Genomic DNA, 24,609 nt, shown 5'->3' with positions numbered 1-24,609 from the left:
CCGCGCCCCCCCGCCCCCCCCCCCCCGCCCCCCCCCCCCCCCCCCCCCACCCCACCCCCCCCCCCCCCCCCCCCCCCCCCCCCCCCCCCCCGCTTCCTTATATATAGAGCGTTTGACTCAGTGCGTGTGCGGCTCGGTGCCGTGCTCGGCCTCGTGGGCCGCGATCTGGGCGCGAACCTCTTCCATGTCGACCGCGCGGAGCTGGGTGATCAGGTCCTCCAGCGCCGGTGCCGGCAGGGCTCCCGGCTGCGAGTACAGGACGACACCGTCGCGAACAGCCATCAAGGTCGGGATCGACTGGATCTGGAACGCCTGGGCCAGCTCGACCTGCGCCTCGGTGTCCACCTTGCCGAAGGTGATGTCCTCATGCGTCTCGGACGACTTCTCGAACACCGGTCCGAACATCTTGCACGGACCACACCACTCCGCCCAGAAGTCCACCAGGACGAGCCCGTCGGAACCGACGACCTTGTCGAAGTTCTCCTGGGACAGCTCGACCGTTGCCACTACGACCTCCGAAGTTAGACGAATTCGTCATCCATAACAGCGCAGACCCCGGGAGTGTTCCCGAGGTCCCGCGCGGCACTGTGCAGGGGATCAGATCGGAATGTCGACGAACGGCGACTCGTAGTCCTGCACCTCGTCCAGGATGGCAGCCGCGTCGTCCGGGCTGAGGTCGGCCCGCTCCTTCTCGGCCTGGATCATCTGCTGCAGCAGCCGCGTCTCGCCGGCCGTCGCGAGACCGGTGATCTCCGGATGCCCGTTCAGCAACCAGGCTGTGGCGGCGGTCACATACCGTTGCTCGTCGAACGGCCGGTACCAGGTGTCGTACGTCTTCTCCTCGCCGTCGCGCCAGTTCCGCCGGGAGATCATCTTGATCGTCATCAGCGCGGCGTCGCTGGCCTTGACCGCTTCGACGAGCGCTGCGTAGTCGTCGGCGTACTTCGGATCGGTGGACAACTTGTAGTTGAGCGGCGTCAGCACGCTGTCGAAATCGAACCGGCGCAGCCCCTCGAGATGAACGGACGGCGCCTCGGCGGTGTGCCCGGTGATGCCGATCGCCGACACCATGCCCTCCTCCTTGGCGCGGATCGCGGCCTCGAGCGAGCCGCCCTTGCCGGTGACCAGGTCGAGGTTCTCCAGATCGCAGACGGCGTGCATCTGGATCAGGTCGAGACGATCGGTCTGCAGCCGCTCGAGCGACCGGTTGATCTCCGACCAGGCCTCGTCGTACGTGCGCCGTCCGGTCTTGGTGGCCAGGAAGATCCGGTCCCGGATCTCCGCCATCCGCGGCCCGAGCCGCAGCTCGGCCTCGCCGTAGTCGGCCGCCACGTCGAAGTGGTTGATCCCGGCGTCGAGGGCCTCCTGGATGGACGCGTCGGCGCGATCCTGGTCGACCCCACCGAGTGATGCCGCGCCGTAGATCAGTACCGAGCTCTGGTGCTCCAGACGCCCAAGCCGACGAGTCTCCATCGCATGTCCTCTCAAAGGTCCTCTGATGCGTCAAACCCTAGTACTTTGACCCCGCGCCACGGGAGAGTTTTCCACAGGGCGGACCGGGTGATCGGTTACTATCTGTGATCAGTTGGATCGTTCTGCTTACCATGTTGTTCGCACGGGTTTTCGAACCTGTCTGACCCGTGTGGCATGGTATGCGCTGCCTGATCGACGTGATCGGGCATGAGAGAGGAGTTATGGCGACGGTACCGAAGGTGTCACGCTTCACCCGTGAATGTGCAGCGAGCGCAGAAGCGGGTAACAGTATGGCTGCGGGGAGCGATGGAGCTTCCGGATCCTGTTCTCAGGTCTCCCGGTGGACAGTTGCTTGCCGTATCCTCCCGGCTACTGTCCGCGTAACTGCTGTCTGAGGGGCGGGTAGCGATGAGTTGGTGGCGAACGTTGCTGAATCTGCCGCCAAAAGGTGAGCACTGGGCGGACCAGCGGCGAACGAAGAAGGCGGGCAGACAACGCCCGCAGAACACCGCACCGGAGTGGTGGTCCCACCCCGACGGACCGGTGTCACCCACGCCTCGGCAGGCGCAGGGGGTGGCGGCGCAGTACAGCCAACCCCAACCACCGAACAGCGGTGGCGTGATGGCCCCGCCGCGTCGCCCGCAACAGCCCGGTGCCCAGCCCCCGGCCGGCCAGGTGCCCCCGGGTGCGCCTCCTGGCCAGCCGCCGGCGGCAGCCCGTAGTACGGGGCAGCCGGAGGGTGGGACTAGGCAGCCCGAGCGGCTCCGGCAGCGGTCACCGCACGGTGCCCACGCGGCGCCCGGCCCGGTCCGCGAGCCGATCCTCGAGCCGAATCAGACACCTTGGGCGACCGAGCCCGAGTCCTCTTTCTCCACCTGGGCGCGGCGGTTCTTCCGCGGCCTGGTGGTGGCCGTCCTGCTGCTCGCCGCGATCAGCGGGGTACGGTCCTGGGTCCGGCCCAACACCTCCACCACGACCGGCGGCCAGACCACCCAGTCCGGCTTCCCGGCCGACGAGGCCCGCGCGGTCGCGACCCGGTACGCGGTCTCGTACCTGAACTGGGACGAGACCAACCCCGACGCCCGGCCGGCCGCGATCGCGCTCGATCTGGCCGACAAGCTGGACACCCGGGCCGGATGGAACGGTCAGGGCAAGCAGACCGCCGACAAGGCCTACCCGGGTGAGGTCAAAGTCGATCCGTCCGGCATCACGGCGGTCGTCGACGTCCGGGTGCAGGTCCGGGCGTTCACCAAGTCGGGCCGGACCTTCGTGCCCGGCCCTTACACGTGGCAAAGGGTCTCCGTGCCGGTGGCACGGACGGCATCGCGGGTCGTCGCCAGCGGCCCGCCCACCTTCGTCGCCGACGAGCGGGCGGCACTGCCCGACAACATGCCGGGGGCCGGCCAGCCCGACGACGACCTGACCGCGGCCACCTCGAAGGACGCCGAGGCGTTCTTCAGCGCCTACGCCGAATCCGACGAGAAGGTCGAAGCGGTGGCGGCGCCCGGTGCAGCGATCCACAGCCTGAACGGGGTCGTCACGCTGGACGACCTGGAATCGTGGCAGGTTTACGCCGGAGACGACAACGAGCGCCGGGCCACGGCCGCCGTTACCTGGGACGGGGCCGGGGACGCGACCCTCAAGCAGACCTACACGCTCACTCTTCGGCGTACTGTCGCCGCGGACGGAGCACAGCGATGGCAAGTGGCTGCCGTCGGATGACCACGCCAGACTGCCGTCGGATGACCAATGCACCAAGGGAGATACCGCAATGATGACGCACCAACTCGTCGCGAGCGTGGTGGAGCTGACCGCGCCGATGGCCGACAGCAACGTCCCCACCGGGGCGGACTTCAAGGACTGGGTCCTGGTCATCGCGGGGAACATCTTCATCGCGATCCTCGTGCTGCGCGCGATCGGCCACTACTTCAAGCGCGAGTGGGGCGAGCTGTTCGGTCACATCGCGGCCGGAGTGCTGGTCGGTGGGCTGATCTACGCCAACAACCAGACGATCAACGTGCTCAAGGGCTTCTGGGGATTGCTGGCCGGAGGTAATTGATGCGTGTCGGCCGCACCCTGACCCACCACTTCGAGATCGAGACCCGGCAGTACGACCTGCTCGGGATCGATCTGGGAGAAGGCGCCCGCCGGCGGATGATCATCTTCGGCGCGGTGATCATCCTCGTCTGGATCGCCCTGCTCGTCCCGTTCATCGGGGTGCCGCAGAAGGCCACCGTCAGCCTGTACATCGTGCCGCCGTTCGTGATCACCGCGTTCGGCTGGCGGGCCGGCAAGCACCACGAACGCCGCCGCCGGGTGACCGAGTGGGCGCTCGCCGTCCGCTACGCGCTGCGCGCCCATCGCCCGGTGATCGGACTCGGCGCCCGGGCCGCCGACAAGACGGAGTACCTGCCGTGGCGCGAGCGCGTCGCGACCCAGAAGGTGGCCAACCTGGCGAAGGCCAGAGTGACCCCGGAATGGGAACGCGAGGACGTGGTGGAGCTTGACCCGCAGGTCCGGGCCGGCGCCGAGATCACCGTGAACCAACGGGCTCGCCTGCTCGGAGCCGACCACGTGCAGAGGGTCAGTCGCAGGACGTCGCCGGGCCGATCGAAGAACAAGGGGCACTGATGAAGATCGCTGACAAGCTCCTGAACCTGGTCGGTGTCGGCCGCGAGCGCGGCCTGCCGCCGCCACGCCTGGTCGCCATCGCCGACGGTCTGCTGGTGACCGAGCGCAGCGCCGAGGCGTGGTTCCTGATCTCGGTCGCGAACACCGACCTGGCCACCGAGGGCGAGCAGGACGCCGCCCTCGACGCCGCGGTCAGCGCCGCCGCGACCATCCTCGGCGACCGGCTCAGCCACCTGAAGGTGGTCTGGGGCCGTTCGACCGGCATGGACTACATCGACAGCGTGGCCGGCCACTACCGGATCGGTGACCACGAGGGCTGGGCGCAGACCCGCGCCGACCGGATCGACGAGATGCGGATGCCGGAGCGGTACGTCGCGCTCGGCGTGCACCTCAGCGACCGCGACCCCCGGGCGACCGCGCAGGTCCGCGGCTCGATCAGCGACGCCCTCGGTACGACCTCGTGGCGGGTGAGCGCGCGCGAGCTCGCGCACCTGGACGAGCGCGTCCACAAACTCGCCCGCCAGCTCGGCTCGACCGTCTGGCGCGCGCACACGGCCCCGGCCGAGGTGATCTCCTGGCTGATCAGCCGCGAGATGCACCGCGGAGCGGTGGCGGCACCCCGTCGCGGCCTGATCACCGGCGCTTCGCTGGCCCGGCTGACGTCCGGCCGGGTCGTGCCGTACACCGACCACCTGCGCATCTACGACTCGCGCGGCCAGATCGCGGCGTACACGAGTGTGCTCGCGATGACCGACTTCCCCGAGGAGCTCGAGACACCGGGCGCGGGGGAGTGGCTGCGGACGCTGTCCGAGATCAAGGCGATCGACGACGACGGCGACGAGATCGACGTCACCGTCGAGGCCTCGGTCCGGTTCCGGGTACTGACCAAGAAGACCGCCCGGCACCTGGTCGACGAGACCCGCAAGTCGGCCAAGGAGCAGCGCCGGTCGGCCGCGAAGGGCACCGCCGAGGAGACGGCCGACGAGATCGTCGAGACCGAGCGGATCATGCGGGAGGTCAAGCGCGACATCAACCGCAGCGGCCTGACGCTGGTCGAGGACCACCCACGACTACTGGTCAGCGCGGACACTCGCGAGGATCTCGACGCGTACGTCGACGCGGTCATCGCGCACTACGCCGACCGCGGTATCACGGTTGCCGCCGGTGCTGACGAGCAGCGCGACCTGTGGCTGGAATCGCTGCCAGGCGACCAGCTCCGGGTGCCCGATCTGGGGCATGTGCGGGAGTCGACCGCGTTCTTCGGCTCGTGGTTCTGGGGCGGGGCGTCGATCGGTGACGCGACCGGTCCGGCGATCGGGTATCTGACCGGGTCGACGCCTGGGTTGGTGCGTTTCGACGCGGCGGCCGGTTCGGCTTTGGGTGACGCGACGACGACGCTGTTCCTCGGTCGTTCGGGTCGAGGCAAGACGACTGCGGCGATGCTGGGTGGGCTCGATTCGGCTTTTGCCGGGGCGTGGGTTCCACTTTTGGATTTGAAGGGTGATGCTGCTGGGGTGTCGGCGGTCGCCGCGGAGTACGGGGTACCGACTGCCGTCATCGAGATCACGGCCCAGTTCTCGGGCGCTGCCGACCTGCTGCGCGTACTACCTGTGGACGACGCGTTGCTGCAGGCTCCGTCGCAGCTCATGTTGCTGCTGCCGCCACACCTGCGAGGTGCTGCCGAAGCTCCAGTCATGGCGGCGACACGTGCGGAGATCCAGTCGCCCGATCCGTCTTCGTGGGGTGTCATCCAGCGGCTGTGCGCGGCCGAGTCGGAGACCACCCGGACCGTCGGTTTCGCCCTGCGCGACCTGGTCGAGACGGGCCTCGGCTCGGTCGTCGCCGGACCGCCGTCGGGTCTTTCGTCCTTGACGACGAACCCGGGCCTCTGGGTCGTACAGATGCCAGGCCTGACCCTGCCGTCGCCGGAGTCCGCGCCCGAGTCGTGGTCCCCGATCGAGCGCGTCGGCATGGCTTGCCTCCGCGGCTGCCTCGCCTGGATGGTCCGTACCACCGGCCGCCGCGAGTTCCGCGGCCGCTCCAAGGTCGTCATCGTCCCCGAGGTACACCTGCTGACGAAGACGCCTGACGGGGCCAGCTTCCTGGACTACATCGCCCGCGTCGGTCGTGCCCTGGGTGCCTCCCTGGTCCTGGACACCCAGGACCCCGCATCCATCCTGAAGCTCCCCGGCCTGGTCGAGCAGATCACCACCCTGTTCGCGTTCAGCCTTCGCTCCCGCGAACAAGTCGACTCGCTCCTCGAACTGCTGGGCCGGCCGCAGACCGCGCCGTACCAAACCCTGGTCCGCGGCATCAACACCGCCGCCAACGGCAAGAGCATCCGCCACGGCCACTGCATTATGCGAGACCGCTGGGACGAGGTCGCCACCGTCCAGATCGACATCCCCAGCCAGCGCGTCGCCGAACTCCTCCGCACCACTCCCGAGTCCGAACACGACCTGGAACCGACCCAGCCGATCCTCCCGCCCTACGAGGACCCGGACCCCTTCGCCGAAGACGACGAAGACCGCGCCGAGGCTGCCCTCCAACCAGCCGCGTCCGCCGCCTCCCAAGCCGAAGCCCACACCCAGGAACCCGTTCAGGACACCCCCCTCCCATCGGTCCCGGTAGTAGAAACCTCCAACCACCACGCCCCCGCAGTCCCCACCGCGCCGGCCACCCCCTCTCCCAACGGCGTGGACCACCACCACCCACCCCGCTACGAAGAACCAATCGGCCCCAACGAGGTATACGACCAAGAAGCCGACGAAGCCGCCTACAACGAAGCCATGTACCCCGCCAACGAGCCGGACCCCGACAAGTCCCCGAGCAACGGTTCAGGCAAGAAGGAGCACGTCGCATGAAGTGGTCGCGCCGCATCAGAACGGCGCTGACCGTCCTGACGTTCTCCCTCATCATCACGGCTCAGCTCGCCCTGGCGGCAGATCCGCAGCAACAGACCACGCCGACAGGCTTCGGTGACCTGTTGCCGGCACCTGATCTGACCCACGGGGATACCCGGACGCTGTTCGAGCAGTACAACCCGATGGCCTACAGCCTCGAGTTCGAGGGAAGCTTCAGCGATCCGTTCCGGCCGGTGTTCAACTCGTTCGCCGAGTTGCTGATGCTGTACGTCGTCGCGGCCACTCGTGCGGCGATCGCGATCGGTTGGTGGCTGTTCTCGTTCACGGACGTTCGCGCTCTGATGGATTCGACGTCGAGCGCCATCGGCGACGTCAGCACACAGCTGTCGGGCTGGCTGCTTCCCTCCGCACTCGCACTGGGGGCGGTGGCGGCCTACGTTCAGCGTAAGTCGAGCGGTTCCGCGCTCGGGCAGCTCGTCTGGGTGTTCGCGGCAGGCCTGTTGGCGATCAGCTTGGCAGCCGGCCCAGCGACCTGGTTGAAGGGCGTGGACGGCGCTCGGCAGGTCGGAGCCGAAACTGTCATGGGTGCATCAGGGCAAGTAGTCGGCGGGACACTGAAGACACCTTTTGAGACGCCGGAGCCTGCATTCCCAGGCTCGCCCCGCGACACCATGCTGAGGAAATCCGGCGACGCGGCCTGGCGCGGTTTCGCCGTGACGCCGTGGTGCATCGCGGAGTTCGGGTCGATGGAGGCGTGCGGACGCTACGGGAAAGCGATGCTTGACGTCGGGGTCGACAAAGACAAGCGTATGGACTACGTGAAGAACGACATCGCGAAAGCCGAGGGCGGTGGCGACACTCCGACCGTCAAGTGGGCCAAGGGCGAGAATCCTTTCGGAAGGATCGGCGTCCTGCTGATTGCGGCAGTAGCCGCGACGCTGTTCGCCTTTCTCAACATCGGGCTTGCCGCGACTGCGTTGATGGCCTTTGTAGGTTGCTTGATAATGCTTGTCGTTGGCGTTGTCTTCGCATGCCTCTTCATCATTCCTGGCCGGTCCCGACAGTGGGGCATGAACTGGCTGGAGGCATTACTGGGACTGGTTCTGCAATCCGTGGCGGCGATGCTGGTATTCGGAGTCGCCTTGTCACTTCTCACAGCTGTCTTCAGCCTGAGCCAGAGTCTTGGCTGGTTGCCCGTGACTGGGTTGGCCTTGGTGGTCCTGATCGCCGCATTCCGGCTACGGCGCCTGCTCGAGTCGATGACGACAATGATGCGGCCGGGCGTAGGCAGCATGATGATGGGTTCTTTTGCCCGCCGGGGAGCAGTACAGGCGGTTCGTCGCGTCGTCACAGCTATCCGGAGCCGCGGGGCGGCGCCTGCTACCGCGGACGGGGAGAGAAGTCGTCCGACGACGCAGCGTGGTGGAGGACAGGAGCCGGACGGCCGTACCGATACGACTCGCGTCTACCGGAAGATGCCGGCCCCCGGATCGGGTCGCGGGCAGCAGGCCGAGGGACAGGCAGACACGTCCTCGGAGCGGAGGATCGGTAGGCCGGGAGACCCGAACCGGCCTGGTGTCAGCGGACCCGGGACCAAGAAGCCTGGCGATCGTCGCGATGCGACGATTCGGCCTGGCGGCGTTTCCGCGCCAAGCGGGGCGAAGCCGGCAACAAAGCGGGTGTCGAGAGACATCTTCCAAGGTGGCACCATCGAGGCGCCGAAGCCCACTGTGAATTCGAGCAAGAACTCCACCGAACGCAGTTCAGGTCGGCACGCGAAGGTGTCGTCGACTGCCGCACAGTTGCGTCAGGGACGGTACGAGCCCAGAAGGTTTGTCCCGTCCGCAAGTCTTCGGGAAGGTCCGCCGAAGGCGCCGAGGGAGATTCGCAAGGTCGCGGCAGCTCAGCGGCATTACCGGGAGTACTCGGCTGCGCGGAGCAGTGGGCCGACCAGCCATCGATCCCCGGGCGGACGGTGATCCAAGGTGGGCGCAGGGCCAGGGCGTAGGGAGGGAAGCCGACCGGGTCGGCCTGAGGACGATGATCCGTGGCTCAGCGGAGGCTCTCCGGAGGTCGACGAAAGCCGTCGTTCGCGGCGGGATCGTCGACGTGAAGATCTTGCCCGCCAACGCGCGACGTTACGCGATCGGCGCACGAGCGAACCCGCCAGTCCGGTTGGGGTGATCGTCGTCATCTTGCTGCTTGCGATCCTGGTCCTCGGCATCGGCGGCGGATTGCCGCAGCTGTTGCACCGTGGCTCGGAGGATCAGGGACCGATCGGCGTGCTGACGCCTGGTGGATCGGGTACGGAAGCACCACAGACGCCCGGCAGCCCGCTGTCCAGCGTCACCTCTGGTGCCACCCCATCCCTGACCACACCACCTATCCAGACCCAGCGCCCAGGCGCGCTGGAGACCACTTCAGCGGACGACACAGCGAAGAAGTGGGCAACGCTGTTCTATACGCGCACGCCGGCCACCGAAACTTATGGACAGCTGGTGGGACGAGCGGCTGAGTTCACAACGTCAGAACTGGAATCGAGTTTCTCCAGCACCGGCGATGCCACTTATGACGCACTCAAAGCCTCGGGTGGGACCTCCAGGGTGGTGTCCATCGCTCTGGGTCCGCCACGCCCGGACACCGCGCCGGTCGACACTCCGACCCGGATCACCAGACTCGTCACGGTCACGGTTGCGACTACGGGCAAGGACCCTTCGCAGTTCGAGATTCCGCTTCTGCTGACGATGACTCCGGATGCGGGTCGCTGGCTGGTCAGTGCCGTCGACGGCGGTACCGGGCCATGAGCGCCCGTGGTGAGCGCGATGTATAGCGCAAGAGACCTGGCCGATGCAGCGGGTCTCGGTAGTGCGAGGGGAGTCGCCACCAAGGTCGCGGCAGCCGGCGGCCTGCTGATTCTGATGGTCGTCGTGATGCTTGCACCGTTCGGAGCGAGAGGGGATCAGATCAATGCTGCGTGTCCGCCCGGAATCGCCGGAGGCGCTCGTGATCCGATGCCGGACGGACCGCTGCGGATTACTCAGATCGCGTACGCGAAGATCATCGATGGTGTAGCTGTGTCGCGAGGGCTTCCGGGACAGGCCACTTTGGTTGCCCTGATGACCGCCTTGCAAGAGTCGCAACTGCAAAACCTTTCCTACGGTGATCGCGACTCCGTCGGCCTTTTCCAGCAGCGTCCGGCGGCGGGCTGGGGGACGGCGGAACAGATCATGGATCCTGTTTACGCCGCCCAGGCGTTCTTCGGAGGCTCTCAGCCGCCGAGCCCGCCAGGGCTGGTGGACATCAATGGCTGGGACTCGATGCCGTACACGGTTGCCGCCCAGGCAGTCCAGGTCTCGGCCTTCCCGGACGCCTATGCCCGTCACGAGGACACCGCTCGTGACATTGCCGAAGAGGCCGGGATCGATCTGAACAGGGCAGGTGATCCGTACGCAGGACGCGGGCGCCCCGGGCCGCGTCCGATTCGCGCCGTCCCGTCGGCGGCGGATGCTGCGGCTCAATGCGGTGGTGGGCTTGTCAGTGGGCGCCCCATCGGGGGAGTTTGGCCGCCGGAGGAGCAGAGCATTCCAGACCCGACCGGCACAGGTGGAATGGTCACACCCAGGACTGCAGCGTGGGTGGCCAAGGCCAGGGCGGCGCTGCCGAATCCAAGCATCTCCTGCTGGGACGCCCATGTATGGAATCCGACCAGTGACCACCCCAAGGGCAAAGCGTGCGACGTGATGGTCGGCGCCGATTCCCGCAAGTCGCCGCCTGCCAAGGCGAGAGGCGATCAGATAGCGAACTGGACCCTCCAGACGGCGGCGACCACGGGTGTTCGCTACGTCATCTGGTACGGGAAGATCTGGAGCGCGAGAACAGGCCAATGGCGGCCGTACAACGGCGGCGGCGTCTACAATCCGACGGATGCGACTGGTGGTCACTACGACCATGTGCATGTGTCGATGTACTGACGACTGGCAACGCTCAGGCAGGTCGACGACCATGGAAACGTACTCAGTGAAGGGATCCTCAACTGTGCAGCCGTCCGGCGGATCGAAGGCATCCCATGAGCGGCTCTGACGGCAACGGCGACAAGCCGGGCGGGTTCTCGCCTGACGACTGGAAACCGCCCGCGGGGGGTCCTCAAGGTGGCGCACCGGATGCACCCGACTATGCGCCCGGATCGTTCTCCTTCAGCGATCCGGTTTCATCGACGCCCATTACTCCACAGGGACCCAGGATCACGGTTCCGTCAGCGGCTCAACTGTTGCTCGGGATCCCGTGGGTGATCTGGAGCCTCGGAGTTGTCTCGTCGCTGTCGGCGATGTTCTTCGATGGCTTCGCCACCGTGGTCCCAGTGGTGATCTGGATACTGTCCGGGCTGGTGATCTTCTGGCCTCGCACTGAGGATTATCTCGCCAGGTATCTCTTTCGCCTTCGCCGCCCGACGATGCTCGAGCAGCAGAAGCTTGACGTGGCATGGCGCGCCGTCTGCTCCCAGGTTCACGTCGATCCGCAGTACTACAAGCTGTGGATCGAGGAGTCGGACGACATCAATGGCTACGCGATGGCTGGGAAGTCGATCGCGGTAACACGCTGGGCCCTCAACTCCCTGCCGCCCCGGCAACTCCAGGCCGTCCTGGCTCACGAACTGGGTCATCATCGAGGCGGGAACACGTGGACGGCCCTGGTGGTCTTCTGGTACGCGTTGCCTGGCCGCTCTGTAGCGGGCCTGGTGCGGGCGATCTCCGGCACCAACCCGGTCGTCGGGTGTCTGGTTGCTGCCTTTCTCTTCCTCAGCGCCGTCGGCCTGGCGCTTGATTCCTGGATCTTTCATCGCAGCTGGGGCTGGGCCTTCTATGCAGTTCTGCCATTCCTCGTTCCGATTCCACTCGCCTGGTTCACCAGGAAGTCCGAGCTGATGGCGGACCAAGTTGCCGCAGACCTCGGGTACGCGCGCGATACCGTCGCATTCCTGTACGAGCTGCAGGCACAGGGAGAAGATGTCGCGAGACGCGCGGCCGGTTGGAGAGGTGCTGTCTACTCGAGGCACCCGTCCGTGGCAGACCGCATCACAGCACTCGAGCGCTACCTCCAGAACAGTCGACCATGACCAAACGCCGCGAACACTTCGAAAACCTGAAGAAGAAACTGACGGCCATGGCGGAGTCGGTTTCTCGCCCCGCGGATGCTCCGACTGGAGCCCCCGCGGGGCCGGTCGCGCCTCCGTGGGAGTCGATTAGAGGTACGCACCCGGGCCTTGCCGCGCAGTTGGATGATCTTGCGGCGAGCGCTGACTTCAACGACGTCGATCGTGCGCGTCTGACCAATGCGATTCGCGGCCAGGTTGCCAACCCGCCGGAGCTAGAACGACTGGCGCAGGCGATCGAGCGTGATCGCAGTGCTGCTTTGGTCCACCCATCGCAACAGCGTGATCTGCCGGGCCGGCGGTTCGCACGCCACAACCTGTTGGCCGGCCAAGTCAGACTTGGCGAGGTCGTACCGGACCACCGTGGTGACTTCGAGATCACCGGGGACTTCGGCATTGACCTCGACGTGCTGAGGACCTCCCTCTTGGTGATCGGTCCGCCAGGCTCGGGCAAGACCCGTGGCATCGCCACGCCGATCGTCGAGCATCTCTCGTTGGCGGCGCTCACCGGCAGGGCGAGCATGGTCGTGGTCGATCCAAAGGGCACGGACTTCGCTTATGACGGCTGGTTCGACGTCACTATCGACCCCTTGAACCCAACGTGTGGGTTCAGCCTTTTCGGCGGCTCTCGAACGGCGGATGTTGCGGCAGACCGGCTTGCGTCGGCTCTTCTGCCACCTGCGGTAAGCGACGACAAGGCCTACTTCATCGATGCTTCGAAGAACGCTCTCTACGCATGTTTGGCACCGTTCGAAGCGGCGTATGAGCGTTGGCCTACAGTTCCTGAGCTACTCGGCCTGCTCCGTGCAGAGCAGTCTTCGATCGACAGGGTGAAAGAACGCCTCAAGGGTCCTGGCGCGAAGGAGATGAAGGCGCTTCTCGATACGCGGAAGAACCAGACCCTTCGAACAGCCGACCCCGCTGCGAGCCTGGTGGAACGATTTGCTTTGTTGGACCGCCCTGCGCTTCGGAAGCTGCTGGATCACCCCGGCCCGACTTTCCAGATGCGCGATCTCAACAGGCCCGTGAGGGTTCGGGTCTCTCTTCCTGAGGCAGAGTATCCGGACGCCTCGCGGATCCTCGCGCGTCTCGTGGTGTCGCAGTTCGTCCAGATCACCTCCTCTTCTGAGACCGACCGCTCGATCTTCAAGGCTCTGGTGATCGACGAGGCCGGCCGGTTCGTCGACGACTACGTGGCGAGGGGGGTCCAGAAGTTGAGGTCGAACAATGCAGGCCTGGTCCTGCTCTCACAGACGATGTCGGACTTTCCGATCGAGGTTCGCGCGACGATCTTCGGTTCGACCGGGTGCAAGGCGGTGTTCGGGGGCATCGACCCGCAGGACGCCGACGTGTTCTCGAAATGGTTCGGCGACCAGTACGTCAACGAGACGACCATCAGCCGCAGTGCGCAGTCGGGGACGCAGTACAACCAGCGCGGGATGCCGGATGGCCGGAGTAACAGCCAGACGTCTGGCTACAGCATCCGTAGGGTCGAACGAGCGCGGTGGACTGTGTCCGACATCATCACGGGTGTACCGGCCGGCCATGCGCTGATTTCGCTGGCACGCTCGAACGGAGCTCGGGTCGGTCCGGTCCTCGTCAACCTCAGAGCATAAGCAGACCGCGGCGCACGGAGTGAGATCCATAGATGCGCCGCGGTCTCATCAGCTTCAACGGTGTTGGTCCACCTCGGCCGACGGCAACGATCATACCCGGATCGGACCGATGGGTTGGTGATGGCGGGGCTGCAGTCTGATTGGTAGCCTGAGGTCTCAAACAAAAGTACTACAAGGTGCTTTCGTTCACTTGTGATCGATTCGCCTTGTGGTTGTTGGTCCAACCGTGGCGAACTTTCACCTGTTATCAGGAGTGAGATCCTATGGTTGCCACCAACACCCGTCGTACGCGCACTGTTTTCGTCAAGAGAGTTGAGCGTTGGAATGCCAACTTGGTTGCACTTACCTCGTTGATAGCGAGCTTTACTGGTTTGCTTCGGCAGGCTGTTCAGGTCGTCCTCATCGTGGTCGCTGCCGTCGCGGTGTTCTCTCCGGGGCTTTTGCCGCTTGTGGCTGCGGTGTCGGCTCTGCTCTTGCAGATTCGGCGCTCGTAGGCGCTGGCCACGTGCAGCTCGACCCTTTGGGGTCGGGCTGTTCGTGCATTAGGGGAGGAAGCGGATTTCGGGGGTGGTGGCTGTGGGGGCTATGAAAGCCAGGAGGTTTTGGGCTTCGGTTTCTATGGTGTTGCGGGTGGTTGGGGTGAGTTTGGTTAGGGGTTGGATTTGCAGGGTTGGGGTTTTTGTGGGTTTGGGGCGGGTCCAGAGGGCTGTTAGGTGGCCGTCGTGGAGGATGGCGCCTTTGCTGAGGGGGAGAGGGGTGGGGAGGAAGCGGGCGCGGTTGGCGTGGGAGAGGAGGAGGTTGTCGTATTCGGGGAGGAAACGGGTGGGGACTTCGCAGCGCTCGTCTGGGAGGACTTGGTCGGGTAGGTCGTACAAGGGGCGGTTGGTGTCTGGGTCGGTGTAGGTGCGGAGGGTCAGGCGGTCGAAGACCTCGGAGAGGTGGGTCAGGCCGGACCAGGATTGGGCGTCCAGGACTGTGGCGGGGCCGTAGGCGGCTAGGTAGCGGAGGACCAGGGCGTCTACGTCGGGGGTGGGGGTGATGGGGGTGCCTAGCCAGAGGTCGGCGGTGGACATGGTGGGGTTGCCGGACTTGCCCCAGACTCCGCGGGGAGGGATCTGGATGGTGGGGAGTAGGCAGCGGACGGCGTGGGCCAGGGATGGGGCGTCACGGTCGGGCCAGAGGGGGGCCAGGTGGTCGCGGAGTTCGGCGGCTGTGGCGGGGGCGGTTTCGAGGCGGGCGGTGCCGGCGGCTAGGACGGCTTGCATGTCCAGGCCTTCCAGGCGTTTGCCGCCGTACGTCGTGTTGGAGTAGACCTCACGTTCCAGGCGGGGCTGGATGAGGCCGCGGATGGCCAGGAAGTCGCGGCTGGACATCAGGTGGATGGTGGCTCGCATGAGGGAGCCGCGGACGGCCTGGCGAGTCTCCATAAGGTCGGCCAGCTCGAGAGGGTCGAAGTCGACCAGGCGGGTCCACAGGCCGATGTAGGGAGCCAGCGGGATCTGTGCCTGCATGCCGACCAGGTGCTCGATCGCTTCGAGAGCAGTGGCGGAGCGACGGGAGATCAGCCATTGGCGGTCGAGAGTGGCCCTGTTCTGGGCTCGCAGGCTCAGCTTGGTCATGGCCGATCCTCTCCCCTCGGCGAGGTCAACGCCAGCGGCCGGCGAAGGCCTCGATCCGGGCCGGTACGCAATCGAAGCGATGGCGACCGCATGCCGGTGGCCATCGGGCAACCATTCCGGGCAGCACCAGCCGAGTCGATAAGGAGGAGGTAGGAAGTGGCAGCCGCTGACTAGATGTTTTCCCTTGCCAACCCGGGGTGACGCAAAGTTTTGCTTCCCACGACGGTGCCGGGCGAACTAGGGTCGCGACGGATCGTAGTCGTTTCACCACGGTCGTTCGCCCACCTTGGGAGGGAATGCGTATGAGGGAGCAGTCGCGTCGCCGGAAGGCGATCGCAGCCATCACCACCACTGGAGTGGTGCTGGCACTCGGGATCTCGTTCACCAGCGCGGCGGGGGCAGCGCCGGCGAGCAGCCAGGCAGCCGGTGCGGTTCCGGCGAACCTGAAGCTGATCAAGACCAAGACTTCGCTGCTCGGCAAGCACTACTGGTACCAGCAGACGTTCAAGGGCCTGCCGGTGATCGGCGGGTACTACGCGAAGCACGTCGACAAGTCGGGCAAGGTGCAGATCGCGGACGGCCGCGACGCCGTACCGGCCAACCTCGACGTCAGCGCGAAGGTCGCCTCGGCCAGCGCGACGAAGAGCGCCAACACGGCCGTCACCGCAAAAGCCGCGCGTAGCCGCAGCACAGGCGGCAAGAACGTCACCCCGACGCCGGCCGCGACCCAGGGTGCGGCCCAGTTGGCCGTGCTCGGCGGACCGAACGCCAAGCTGGTCTGGAACGTCACGTCGCGCTCGACCGAGGGCGTCAGCCGCTCACTGGTCGACGCCAAGACCGGTACGGTCGTGGAGTCGAAGGTGATCAGCGACAACATCGACGGCACCGGCTCGGTCTTCGACCCGAACCCGGTCGTCACGCTGAAGAACGAGGACCTGACCGACCAGGACGACAAGAACCAGAACGCCTTGTTCCTGGCGCAGAAGAACGTCATCCTGCGCAACCTGGACGGCTCGGGCAAGCTGAACGGCACCTACGTCAACATCGCCGAGGCCAAGGGCGGGGTGGCGGTCAACAAGAACAACCACTTCGTATACCAGCGGGCCAACGACAAGTTCGAGCAGGTGATGGCGTACTACCAGGTCAACCAGACCCAGGAGTACATCCACTCGCTCGGCTTCAGCGACGTGAACAGCGAGTCGCAGGACTTCTCGATCAACACCTTCGAGGGCGACAACTCGTTCTACGACCCGTCGACCGACGTCATCACGATGGGCGAGGGTGGCGTCGACGACGCCGAGGACGCCGAGGTGATCTGGCACGAGTACGGTCACGCGATCCAGGACGACGTCGTTCCCGGTTTCGGTGAGTCGGAGCAGGCCGGCGCCATCGGCGAGGGCTTCGGCGACTACTGGGCCGTCCAGCAGTCCATCCCGGTCAGCAAGAACTACGACATCCCGTGCGTGATGGACTGGGACGCCACGTCGTACACCGACGGACCGAAGCACTGCCTGCGCCGTACCGACACCGGCAAGACCACCGACGACATCGACGGTGAGGTGCACGACGACGGTGAGATCTGGTCGAACGCGCTCTGGGACATCCAGAAGGCACTCGGCCGGACCAAGGCCAACAAGGTGATCCTGCAGGGCACGTTCTTCTACGCGCCGGACACCTCGTTCGCCGACGCCGCCCGGGTGACCGTGCAGTCGGCTCGCCTGCTCTACGGCAAGGCGGCCGCCGCTCAGGTGACCACCGCCTTCAAGGCGCGCAAGATCCTCTAGTACCAGACTCAGGCTCATGCGCCCACCACTACTGTGGGCGCATGAGCTGGAGCACTTCGGACATCCCCGACCTGACCGGACGCCGTGTTCTCGTCACCGGCGCGACCAGCGGACTCGGCTACGAGACCGCCCTCGAACTCCTCAAGCACGGCGCCGAGGTGACGATCGCCGCCCGCAACCCGGAGAAGTCCGAGCAGGCCGCCGCGAAGCTGAAGGCCGCCACCGGCAAGGACGCGAGAATCCTCGAGCTCGACCTGGCCGAGCTGGCCAGTGTCGAAGAGGCCGCCAAGAGCTTCAGCGCGACGTATGACAGCCTCGACATCCTGGTCAACAACGCCGGCGTGATGGCACCGCCGTACCGGCAGACCGCTGAAGGCTTCGAGTTGCAGCTGGGCACCAATCATCTCGGCCACTTCGCTCTCACCGCCCGTCTGCTGCCGTTGCTGCTGCAGGCGAAGGCCCCGCGGGTCGTCACCGTCAGCTCGTTCATGCACAAGACGGCGACCACGATCCGCCAGGCCGACTTCCGCGCCGAGAACGGCTACGCGAAGTGGGATGCCTACAGCAGATCCAAACTCGCCAACCTGCTCTTCATGAGCGAGCTCGACCGCCGCGCCCGCGCCGCCGGCTCGAACCTCGTCAGCGTCGGATCCCATCCCGGCTACGCCCGCACGCACCTGCAGTCGTCCGGACCCCAACTCGGCGGCATCAGCCTGGAGGCCCGGCTCCTCGCGATCGGCACCAACCTCGTCGCCCAGTCCGCCGCTGCCGGCGCCTGGCCCAGCCTGTACGCCGCGACGACGCCCGGCATGCCGTCCGGCTCGTACTACGGCCCGTCGTTCTTCGAGTACCGCGGCAAGCCGAAGCTGGTCCACCCGAGCAAGGCCGCCCAGAACCCGCGACTCGCCCGCGACCTGTGGGCCTGGTCGGTCGAGGCGACGGGAGTCGACGCGTTCTGACTGACAGCGACGAGCTAGTGACACACCGGTGATTTCCTGGTTACCCTTCGGTAAAACCGAGGAGTAACCCCGCCCGGAGGTCATCGATGCGCAGACTCGTGGTCGCCCTAGCCGTCCTCGTCGCGAGCATCGGCCTCGCTCCCGTCCCAGCGCAGGCCGCCGCGGGTTTCAGTACGTCGTACCAGCGCATCCCCGGTGCCGGCGGGACCGAGCTAGGTGCCGTCGTGCTCACCCCGACCGGCCAGGGCGCCGGCCCGTTCCCGCTCGTGGTGATGCCGTCGAGCTGGGGTGTGCCGAACCTCGAGTACGTCGGCCAGGGCAGCAAACTCGCCAAGGCCGGCTTCCAGGTCATCTCCTACACCAGCCGTGGATTCTGGGACTCCGCCGGCGGCATCGACATCGCCGGCCCGCCGACCGTTGCTGACGTCACCGAAGTGATCGACTGGGCTGCGGGTCACACACCCGCCGACACCAGCCGGGTCGCCTCCGTCGGTATCTCGTACGGCGCCGGCGTCTCGCTGCTGGCCGCGGCCCGCGACCCACGGATCAAGGCGGTCGGCGCACTGAGCGGCTGGGCCGATCTGATCGCCTCGATCCACCCCAACGACACCGTCAGTCTCCAGGCCGTGGCAGGACTGCTTGCCGCCGGCAACGTCACCGGCCGGCCAGGGCCGGAGATGCAGGCCCTGCAGACAAAGTTCATCACCGGCGACTTCGACGGCGCGATCACCGACGCGACGGCGCTCGCGCCCGTCAGGTCGGCCAAGACCGTGGTCGGTCAGATCAACGCGAACCATCCCGCGGTCTTCCTGGCCAACGCCTTCGAGGACTCGATCTTCCCGCCGGGCCAGTACACCGACTTCTTCACTCAGCTGACCGGACCGAAGCGGCTGCTGCTCGCGCACGGCGACCATGCGACCCCCGAGGTGACCGGCGCGATCGGTCTGCCCAACGAGGTCTGGGACGAGCTCGCGCCCTGGCTGCGGCACTTCCTCACCGGCGCGGACAACGGCGCCGACCAGGAGGCGCCGGTCCAGCTGAAGTCGCAGCGGAACGTCTGGCGGAGCTACCCGGACTGGGCCTCGGTCGGCACCGAGAAGACCTCGTACCTGACCAAGCCGACCGGCCTATCGCGTACCGGATCCCTGCAATCCACGGCCTCCACAGGCTGGTCCAACGGCATCGGCGCCGGCGTTCCGACGGTGGCCGACAGTGGCGTCGCGCTGCTCTCGGGTGCGTTCCAGGGCCTGCTCTCGATCCCGGTCGGGGTCGCCACTCAACTCGTCGATCGGACCTTCGCAGGGGTTTGGTCGGGTCCGGCGTACAGCACCAAAACAGTGGTCAACGGTGCTCCCCGACTGCACCTGAAGGTCACGCCCAGCGCGAGCGACACCTCGCTCTTCGCCTACCTGTACGACGTCGACGCGCTGGGCGTCGGATCGCTCGTCTCGCACAAGCCGTACACGTTGCGTGGGGCAACGGCCGGGCAGCCGAAGACCGTTGATCTGAGGCTGGAGGCGACCAGTTGGGAGGTGCCCGCCGGGCATCACCTGGTGCTCGTGGTCGACACCGTCGATCCGCGCTATCTCGGCTACAGCGGCCTCGGCAGCTCGGTCACCTTCAGCTCGCCCGCCGGCAACCCCTCATCACTGACGGTCCCAGTTGCGTAGTTTGCAACCTAAGTTGTGCCTATTGCCACATCCGCCGAGCTAGGCCACTCTTTGTGGTCGGATCATTACCTAAATGCTCGGAGGATGTGTCATGGGTACGAGCCGCCGCCAATTCCTCGGACTCACCGCCGCTGTCGTCGGGAGCGCAGCTGTCGGCACTGTCCCGGCAAGCGCGAGTGCGACTTGCCGAGCCGTTTCAAACACGCTGTACCTCGGCACCTACACCTCCGAGTCGGGCGGTGGTACCGGCATCGGGATCGCCTCGTACGACGTGGCGACCGGCCAGCTCACCTCGACCGGTGTACTGGCCGGCGTGCAGGACCCCTCGTTCCTGATCCTGTCACCGTCGGGCCGCAACCTGTACGCCGTGAACGAGCAGTCGTCAGGCGGCGTGACCGCCATCGCCGTCGACGCACCCGGCCAGCTCCGGGTGCTCAATCGTCAACCCAACGGTGGAAACGCCCCCTGTCACCTGGCTCTCGTTGCCAATGGCAAGTACCTGCTGAGCGCCAACTACGGCTCGGGCGACATCTCCGTCCACCCGGTCAGGACCGACGGCAGCCTCGGCGCCCGGACCGACCTGGTCAAGCACGTGGGCTCGACGCCGCACGCACACCAGGTCCTCCAGGACCCGACCGGCAACTACGTCCTGGCCGTCGACCTGGGCACCGACTCGATCTACACGTACACGATTGCCAACGGCAAGCTGTCCCTGAAGAGCCAGGCGAAGGTCAAGACCGGCGCCGGCCCGCGCCACCTCGCCTTCCACCCCAGCGGCCGCTACGCCTACGTCGCCAATGAACTCAACAGCACGATCACGGTGCTCCAGTACGACGGCGTGACCGGCAAGGTCACTCCCGGAACCGCACAAGCGACCGCGCCCGCCGGCCCGACGAACTACCCGGGCGAGGTCATCGTGTCGCCGGACGGCCGCTTCGTCTACCTCACCAACCGCGGGCACAACAGCGTCGCCATCTTCGCCGTCGAGTCCGGCGGAGCGAGCCTGCGGCGCATCGGTACGCCGTCCTGCGGCGGCGACTGGCCACGTCATGTGACGCTGGATCCGACGGGCAAGCTGCTGCTGGTCTCCAACCAGCGGTCGAACAACGTCACCACCTTCGCGGTCGACACCCAGTCCGGCGGCCTGACCCCGAAGACCTCCTTCACCGCCCCGATCCCGGTCTGCGTGCTGCCGGGCTGACCTGCCGGGCTGGCCGATACCGGTCGGCCAATGTTTGATTTTGGCTGAACTCTTGCCTTTTTGTGTTGGCGCGCCTTGAATGACGGGCGTGTCCGCTCGGTCACGCCCCGTCACGGGATCGTTTCCAACGGACTGACCTTTCTCCGCCCACGAGAGGGAAGCCCATGCATCTCAGACGTCGCGCGGTGGCAGCCGCGGTGGCCGGCCTGCTGGCCGCGACCGCGCTCGCCACCGGCACCCAACAGGCAGTCGGACAAGAGACCACTTGGCACAAGGGAACCCCGCCGTTGAGCACGCCCTGGACCGACGACGTTTCGCCCACCAACGCGCTCCCGGAGTACCCGAGGCCGCAGCTCACCCGCAAGAAGTGGCAGAACCTCAACGGCCTGTGGGAGTTCGCCCCGGCCGCCACGGGGGAGGCCCCGCCATTCGACAGGACGCTGGCCGAGCAGGTGCTGGTCCCGTACCCGATCGAGTCGGCGCTGTCCGGAGTACAGCGGCACGAGGACCGGATGTGGTACCGGCGAACCTTCACCGTGCCGAGCAGCTGGAAGGGGCAGCGGCTGTTGCTGCATTTCGGCGCCGTCGACTACGACGCGAAGGTCTGGGTGAACGGCCGCCAGGTCGCGACCCACCGCGGCGGCTACGACGGTTTCGACGTCGATGTCACCAACGTGCTCAAACGGTCCGGTCCGCAGGAGGTGATCGTCTGGGCCGAGGACCTGACCGATGAGACCTTCCAGCCGATCGGCAAGCAGCGCGAGGTCAGCGACCACGGGATCTTCTACCAGGGCAGCTCCGGCATCTGGCGGACCGTCTGGATGGAGCCCGTGGCCACCTCCTCGATCGATCGGCTGCAGCTCACCCCCGACCTGCCGAGCAGCTCGCTGAAGATCACCGCCGAGACCAGTGGACCGGCCGGCCTCGACGTGGAAGCCACGGCGTACGACGGAAGCAAGCTCGTCGGCCAGGTGAAGGGCAAGGCCGACACCGAGCTGAAGCTGCCGATCAAGAACCCCAAGCTCTGGTCGCCGGACAGCCCGTTCCTCTACACGCTCAAGGTCAAGCTGATCGACCGGGGCAAGACCCAGGACGAGGTCGGCTCGTACTCCGGGATGCGCTCGGTCGGCAAGGTGAAGGGTGCCGACGGCAAACTCCGGCTCGCGCTCAACGGCAAGATCCTCCTCAACCTGTCGACTCTCGACCAGGGCTTCTGGCCGGACGGACTCAACACGGCCCCGACCGACGAGGCCCTCGCCTTCGACCTCGTCCAGCACAAGAAGCTCGGCTTCAACACCGTGCGCAAGCACATCAAGGTCGAGCCGGATCGCTGGTACTACCACGCCGACCAGCTGGGCCTGATGGTCTGGCAGGACATGCCGGCCGCGAAGCCCGACCCGATCCCGGCCGGACCCTGGCGCGACCAGTTCAAGGCCGAGCTGCGCGAAATGGTCGACGAGCACAAGAGCTTCACCTCGATCACCACCTGGATCCCGTTCAACGAGGGCTGGGGTGAGTGGGATCTGGCCGAGACCGGGCGGATCGCGGACAGCGTGAAAGCCCAGGATCCGTCCCGGCTCGTCAACGCCCACAGCGGGATGAACTGCTGCGACTCGCTCGGAGACTCCGGTCGCGGCGACGTCATCGACCACCACGCCTACCTCGGCCCGGCGACGTCATCCCCGGCTGGTGATCGGGTAGCCGTCGACGGCGAGCACGGTGGGTTCGGCCTCAAGACGACCGACCACATGTGGTTCGGCGACGGGTTCGCGTACGAGATGACGCCCGACAAGGCGACGCTCACCCGCCGGTACGTCGAGAACCAGCGCGACGTACTGCGGTCGGCCAACTCCTGTGGCATCAGCGGCTCGGTCTACACCCAGATCACCGATGTCGAGGGCGAGCTGAACGGCTTCTTCACCTACGACCGGCAGATTCCCAAGATGGACTTCGCCCAGGTGAAGGCCGTGAACACCGAGATCATCAAGGGCGCCGACGGCACCGGTACGAGCGGTCCGCAGCTCCCGCCGGGCACTCCAGGTGCCGACGGCATCCACTTCTACCCACTCGACGGAACCGCGGAAGATGCCGTCGGCACCAATGACGCGACGCTGCAGAACGGCGCGGTCTTTGCCCCCGGCAAGAACGGGCAAGGCGTTGCGCTGAACGGATCCAACCAGTTCATCGACACCGGTGCGCAGTTGCTCGACACGTCCGGCAACTACACCGCGATGGCCTGGGTGAAGCTGAACAAGGCGGACGGTTCATTCCAGACCGTGGTCAGCCAGGACGGCGATCGCGACAGCGCCTTCTTCCTGCAGTACTCCGGTGCCGACCAGCGATTCGCGATGAGTTTCCCCGGCCAGCGTGCCCTCGCGCCGACCAAGCCCAACCCGGATCAGTGGTACCACCTCACCGGCGTACGGGATGCCGCGAAGGGTGAGCTCAGGCTGTACGTCGACGGCGAACTGGCCGCGACCAAGAGTGCCTGCAGCCTCGACTCGACCTCGACCGGGCATGCCGTGATCGGCCGGGCCAAGTTCGGCGGCAATTCGGTCGACTACCTGGACGGCACCGTCGACCAGGTGCACTTCTTCGACCGGGCCCTCGACGACGCGGAGGTGCGCGCGCTGTACGCCTCTGGACGCTGATAGCTGATTCGAGATGCGAAGCGGTCGCAGAGCAAGCATCCTGGTAGTGGTGCCGACCAGGGAGGGCCAGTCAGATGACCGCTCCGAGCCACGTTCTCAGCCCGAAATCCGCGACCAGGTTCCGGCTGCCCCGGTTCGGGCTCGGCGGATCGCCGATCGGTGATCTGCCGGACCCGGCCGGCGACGCGGTCGCGTCGGCCACCGTCGACGCGGCGTACCAGGCCGGCATCCGGTACTTCGACACCGCGCCCAGCTACGGCGGCGGCCGCTCCGAAAGGCGCTTCGGTACTGCGCTCGCCCGCCGCCCCCGCGACGAGTACGTGCTGTCCACCAAGGTCGGCCGGACGATCGACGGCACCGCTGACTTCTCCGCCGAGGGCATCCGCCGGTCGCTGGTCGAGAGTCGCGAGCGGCTCGGTCTGAGCATCGATCTGGTCCTGCTGCACGACCCGGGAGAGCACTGGCAACAGGCGATCGAGGAGGCTTATCCAGTCCTCGACGAGCTGCGCTCCGAGCAGGTGATCGGCGCTGTCGGAGCGGCTGCCGGCGACTGGCAGCTACTCGATCGGTTCGTCCGCGACACCGAGCTCGACGCGGTGCTGCTCGCCGGCCAGTACTCCTTGCTCGACAGGTCGGCGGCGCCGCTGCTCGACCGTTGCCAGGCCAGGGGAGTGCTGGCGATCGTGTCCGGCGTACTGAGCAAGCAGGTGCTGCAGATCGACCAATCCAAACAAACGACTGACCCGGCGGTCATCCTCGCGCGCCGGCTCTCAGCGGTCTGTGAGCGGTACGGCGTATCGCTGCCGCAGGCCGCGCTGGCCTTCCCCGGCAGGCATTCCGCGGTCGCTTCGGTGCTGATCGGCGCGGCCAGCCCGGCCGAGATCCGGGCCGATGCCGCTCTGGTCCGGCAATCGGTTCCCGGCGAACTCTGGCGTGACAAGGAACTCCTCAGACTTCTGGACTGACAACCTCTTGTCCCCGGCCTCCCACTA

The 24,609-nt window shown here is 66.5% G+C and carries 19 protein-coding genes; 16 read left to right on the top strand and 3 right to left on the bottom strand.

Annotation, left to right across the window (positions count from 1 at the left end):
* Positions 1-117: 117 nt before the first annotated feature.
* Complete coding sequence (gene trxA, locus ACIA12_RS12745; protein ID WP_344840792.1) at positions 118-507, bottom strand: thioredoxin; 390 nt, start codon at positions 505-507, stop codon at positions 118-120.
* A gap of 90 nt (positions 508-597) precedes the next feature.
* The gene (locus ACIA12_RS12740) at positions 598-1,473 is read right to left on the bottom strand and encodes an aldo/keto reductase (protein WP_396367076.1); all 876 of its coding nucleotides are present in this window, start codon (positions 1,471-1,473) and stop codon (positions 598-600) included.
* Positions 1,474-1,881: 408 nt separating this feature from the next.
* On the opposite strand from ACIA12_RS12740, the gene ACIA12_RS12735 reads away from it, so the two are divergent.
* From ACIA12_RS12735 to ACIA12_RS12690, 10 genes are all read left to right on the top strand, one after another.
* Positions 1,882-3,195, top strand: a complete 1,314-nt coding sequence (locus tag ACIA12_RS12735; RefSeq protein WP_396367075.1) for a conjugal transfer protein — start codon at positions 1,882-1,884, stop codon at positions 3,193-3,195.
* Between the two features lie 49 nt (positions 3,196-3,244).
* Entirely contained in the window at positions 3,245-3,532 is a 288-nt protein-coding gene (locus ACIA12_RS12730) for a hypothetical protein (RefSeq protein WP_164597436.1), read from the top strand.
* Positions 3,532-4,104, top strand: coding sequence for a hypothetical protein (locus tag ACIA12_RS12725; RefSeq protein WP_396367074.1), 573 nt, complete (start codon positions 3,532-3,534; stop codon positions 4,102-4,104). Before ACIA12_RS12730 ends, ACIA12_RS12725 begins: the two co-directional genes overlap by 1 nt.
* Positions 4,104-6,968, top strand: coding sequence for an ATP-binding protein (locus tag ACIA12_RS12720; RefSeq protein ID WP_396367073.1), 2,865 nt, complete (start codon positions 4,104-4,106; stop codon positions 6,966-6,968). Before ACIA12_RS12725 ends, ACIA12_RS12720 begins: the two co-directional genes overlap by 1 nt.
* Before the next feature lie 182 nt (positions 6,969-7,150).
* Complete coding sequence (locus tag ACIA12_RS12715; protein WP_396367072.1) at positions 7,151-8,947, top strand: type IV secretion system protein; 1,797 nt, start codon at positions 7,151-7,153, stop codon at positions 8,945-8,947.
* A gap of 201 nt (positions 8,948-9,148) precedes the next feature.
* Entirely contained in the window at positions 9,149-9,772 is a 624-nt protein-coding gene (locus ACIA12_RS12710) for a hypothetical protein (RefSeq protein WP_396367071.1), read from the top strand.
* Between the two features lie 9 nt (positions 9,773-9,781).
* Complete coding sequence (locus tag ACIA12_RS12705) at positions 9,782-10,939, top strand: hypothetical protein (protein ID WP_396367070.1); 1,158 nt, start codon at positions 9,782-9,784, stop codon at positions 10,937-10,939.
* A 353-nt stretch (positions 10,940-11,292) separates the two neighbouring features.
* A complete protein-coding gene (locus ACIA12_RS12700) occupies positions 11,293-12,081 on the top strand; it encodes a M48 family metalloprotease (protein WP_396367069.1) in 789 nt (262 codons plus the stop codon).
* Positions 12,078-13,733: a type IV secretory system conjugative DNA transfer family protein gene (locus tag ACIA12_RS12695; protein ID WP_396367068.1), complete on the top strand. Its 1,656-nt coding sequence runs from the start codon at positions 12,078-12,080 to the stop codon at positions 13,731-13,733. The genes ACIA12_RS12700 and ACIA12_RS12695 overlap by 4 nt, the downstream gene beginning before the upstream one ends.
* Before the next feature lie 263 nt (positions 13,734-13,996).
* Entirely contained in the window at positions 13,997-14,227 is a 231-nt protein-coding gene (locus tag ACIA12_RS12690) for a hypothetical protein (protein WP_396367067.1), read from the top strand.
* Between the two features lie 48 nt (positions 14,228-14,275).
* On the opposite strand, the gene ACIA12_RS12685 is transcribed toward ACIA12_RS12690, so the two are convergent.
* Complete coding sequence (locus ACIA12_RS12685; RefSeq protein ID WP_396367066.1) at positions 14,276-15,352, bottom strand: winged helix DNA-binding domain-containing protein; 1,077 nt, start codon at positions 15,350-15,352, stop codon at positions 14,276-14,278.
* Positions 15,353-15,654: 302 nt separating this feature from the next.
* Between ACIA12_RS12685 and ACIA12_RS12680 the strand changes: the two genes are divergently transcribed.
* From ACIA12_RS12680 to ACIA12_RS12655, 6 genes are all read left to right on the top strand, one after another.
* Positions 15,655-17,136 carry a M36 family metallopeptidase gene (locus ACIA12_RS12680; RefSeq protein ID WP_396367065.1) on the top strand — a complete coding sequence of 494 codons (1,482 nt, stop codon included), beginning with the start codon at positions 15,655-15,657 and terminating at the stop codon, positions 17,134-17,136.
* A 41-nt stretch (positions 17,137-17,177) separates the two neighbouring features.
* A complete protein-coding gene (locus ACIA12_RS12675) occupies positions 17,178-18,095 on the top strand; it encodes an oxidoreductase (protein ID WP_396367064.1) in 918 nt (305 codons plus the stop codon).
* Between the two features lie 86 nt (positions 18,096-18,181).
* On the top strand, positions 18,182-19,765 hold the full coding sequence (locus ACIA12_RS12670; RefSeq protein WP_396367063.1) for a CocE/NonD family hydrolase: 1,584 nt from the start codon (positions 18,182-18,184) through the stop codon (positions 19,763-19,765).
* A 91-nt stretch (positions 19,766-19,856) separates the two neighbouring features.
* Positions 19,857-20,966 carry a lactonase family protein gene (locus tag ACIA12_RS12665; RefSeq protein WP_396367062.1) on the top strand — a complete coding sequence of 370 codons (1,110 nt, stop codon included), beginning with the start codon at positions 19,857-19,859 and terminating at the stop codon, positions 20,964-20,966.
* Between the two features lie 164 nt (positions 20,967-21,130).
* Positions 21,131-23,617, top strand: coding sequence for a LamG-like jellyroll fold domain-containing protein (locus ACIA12_RS12660; protein ID WP_396367061.1), 2,487 nt, complete (start codon positions 21,131-21,133; stop codon positions 23,615-23,617).
* A gap of 74 nt (positions 23,618-23,691) precedes the next feature.
* Entirely contained in the window at positions 23,692-24,582 is an 891-nt protein-coding gene (locus tag ACIA12_RS12655; protein WP_396367060.1) for an aldo/keto reductase, read from the top strand.
* Positions 24,583-24,609 lie beyond the last annotated feature (27 nt).

The organism is Kribbella sp. NPDC051620 (assembly GCF_044453825.1).
Classification (GTDB): Bacteria; Actinomycetota; Actinomycetes; order Propionibacteriales; family Kribbellaceae; genus Kribbella.
The sequence above is the reverse complement of the archived record's forward strand: the minus strand, read 5'-3'. Positions and strand labels throughout refer to the sequence as shown.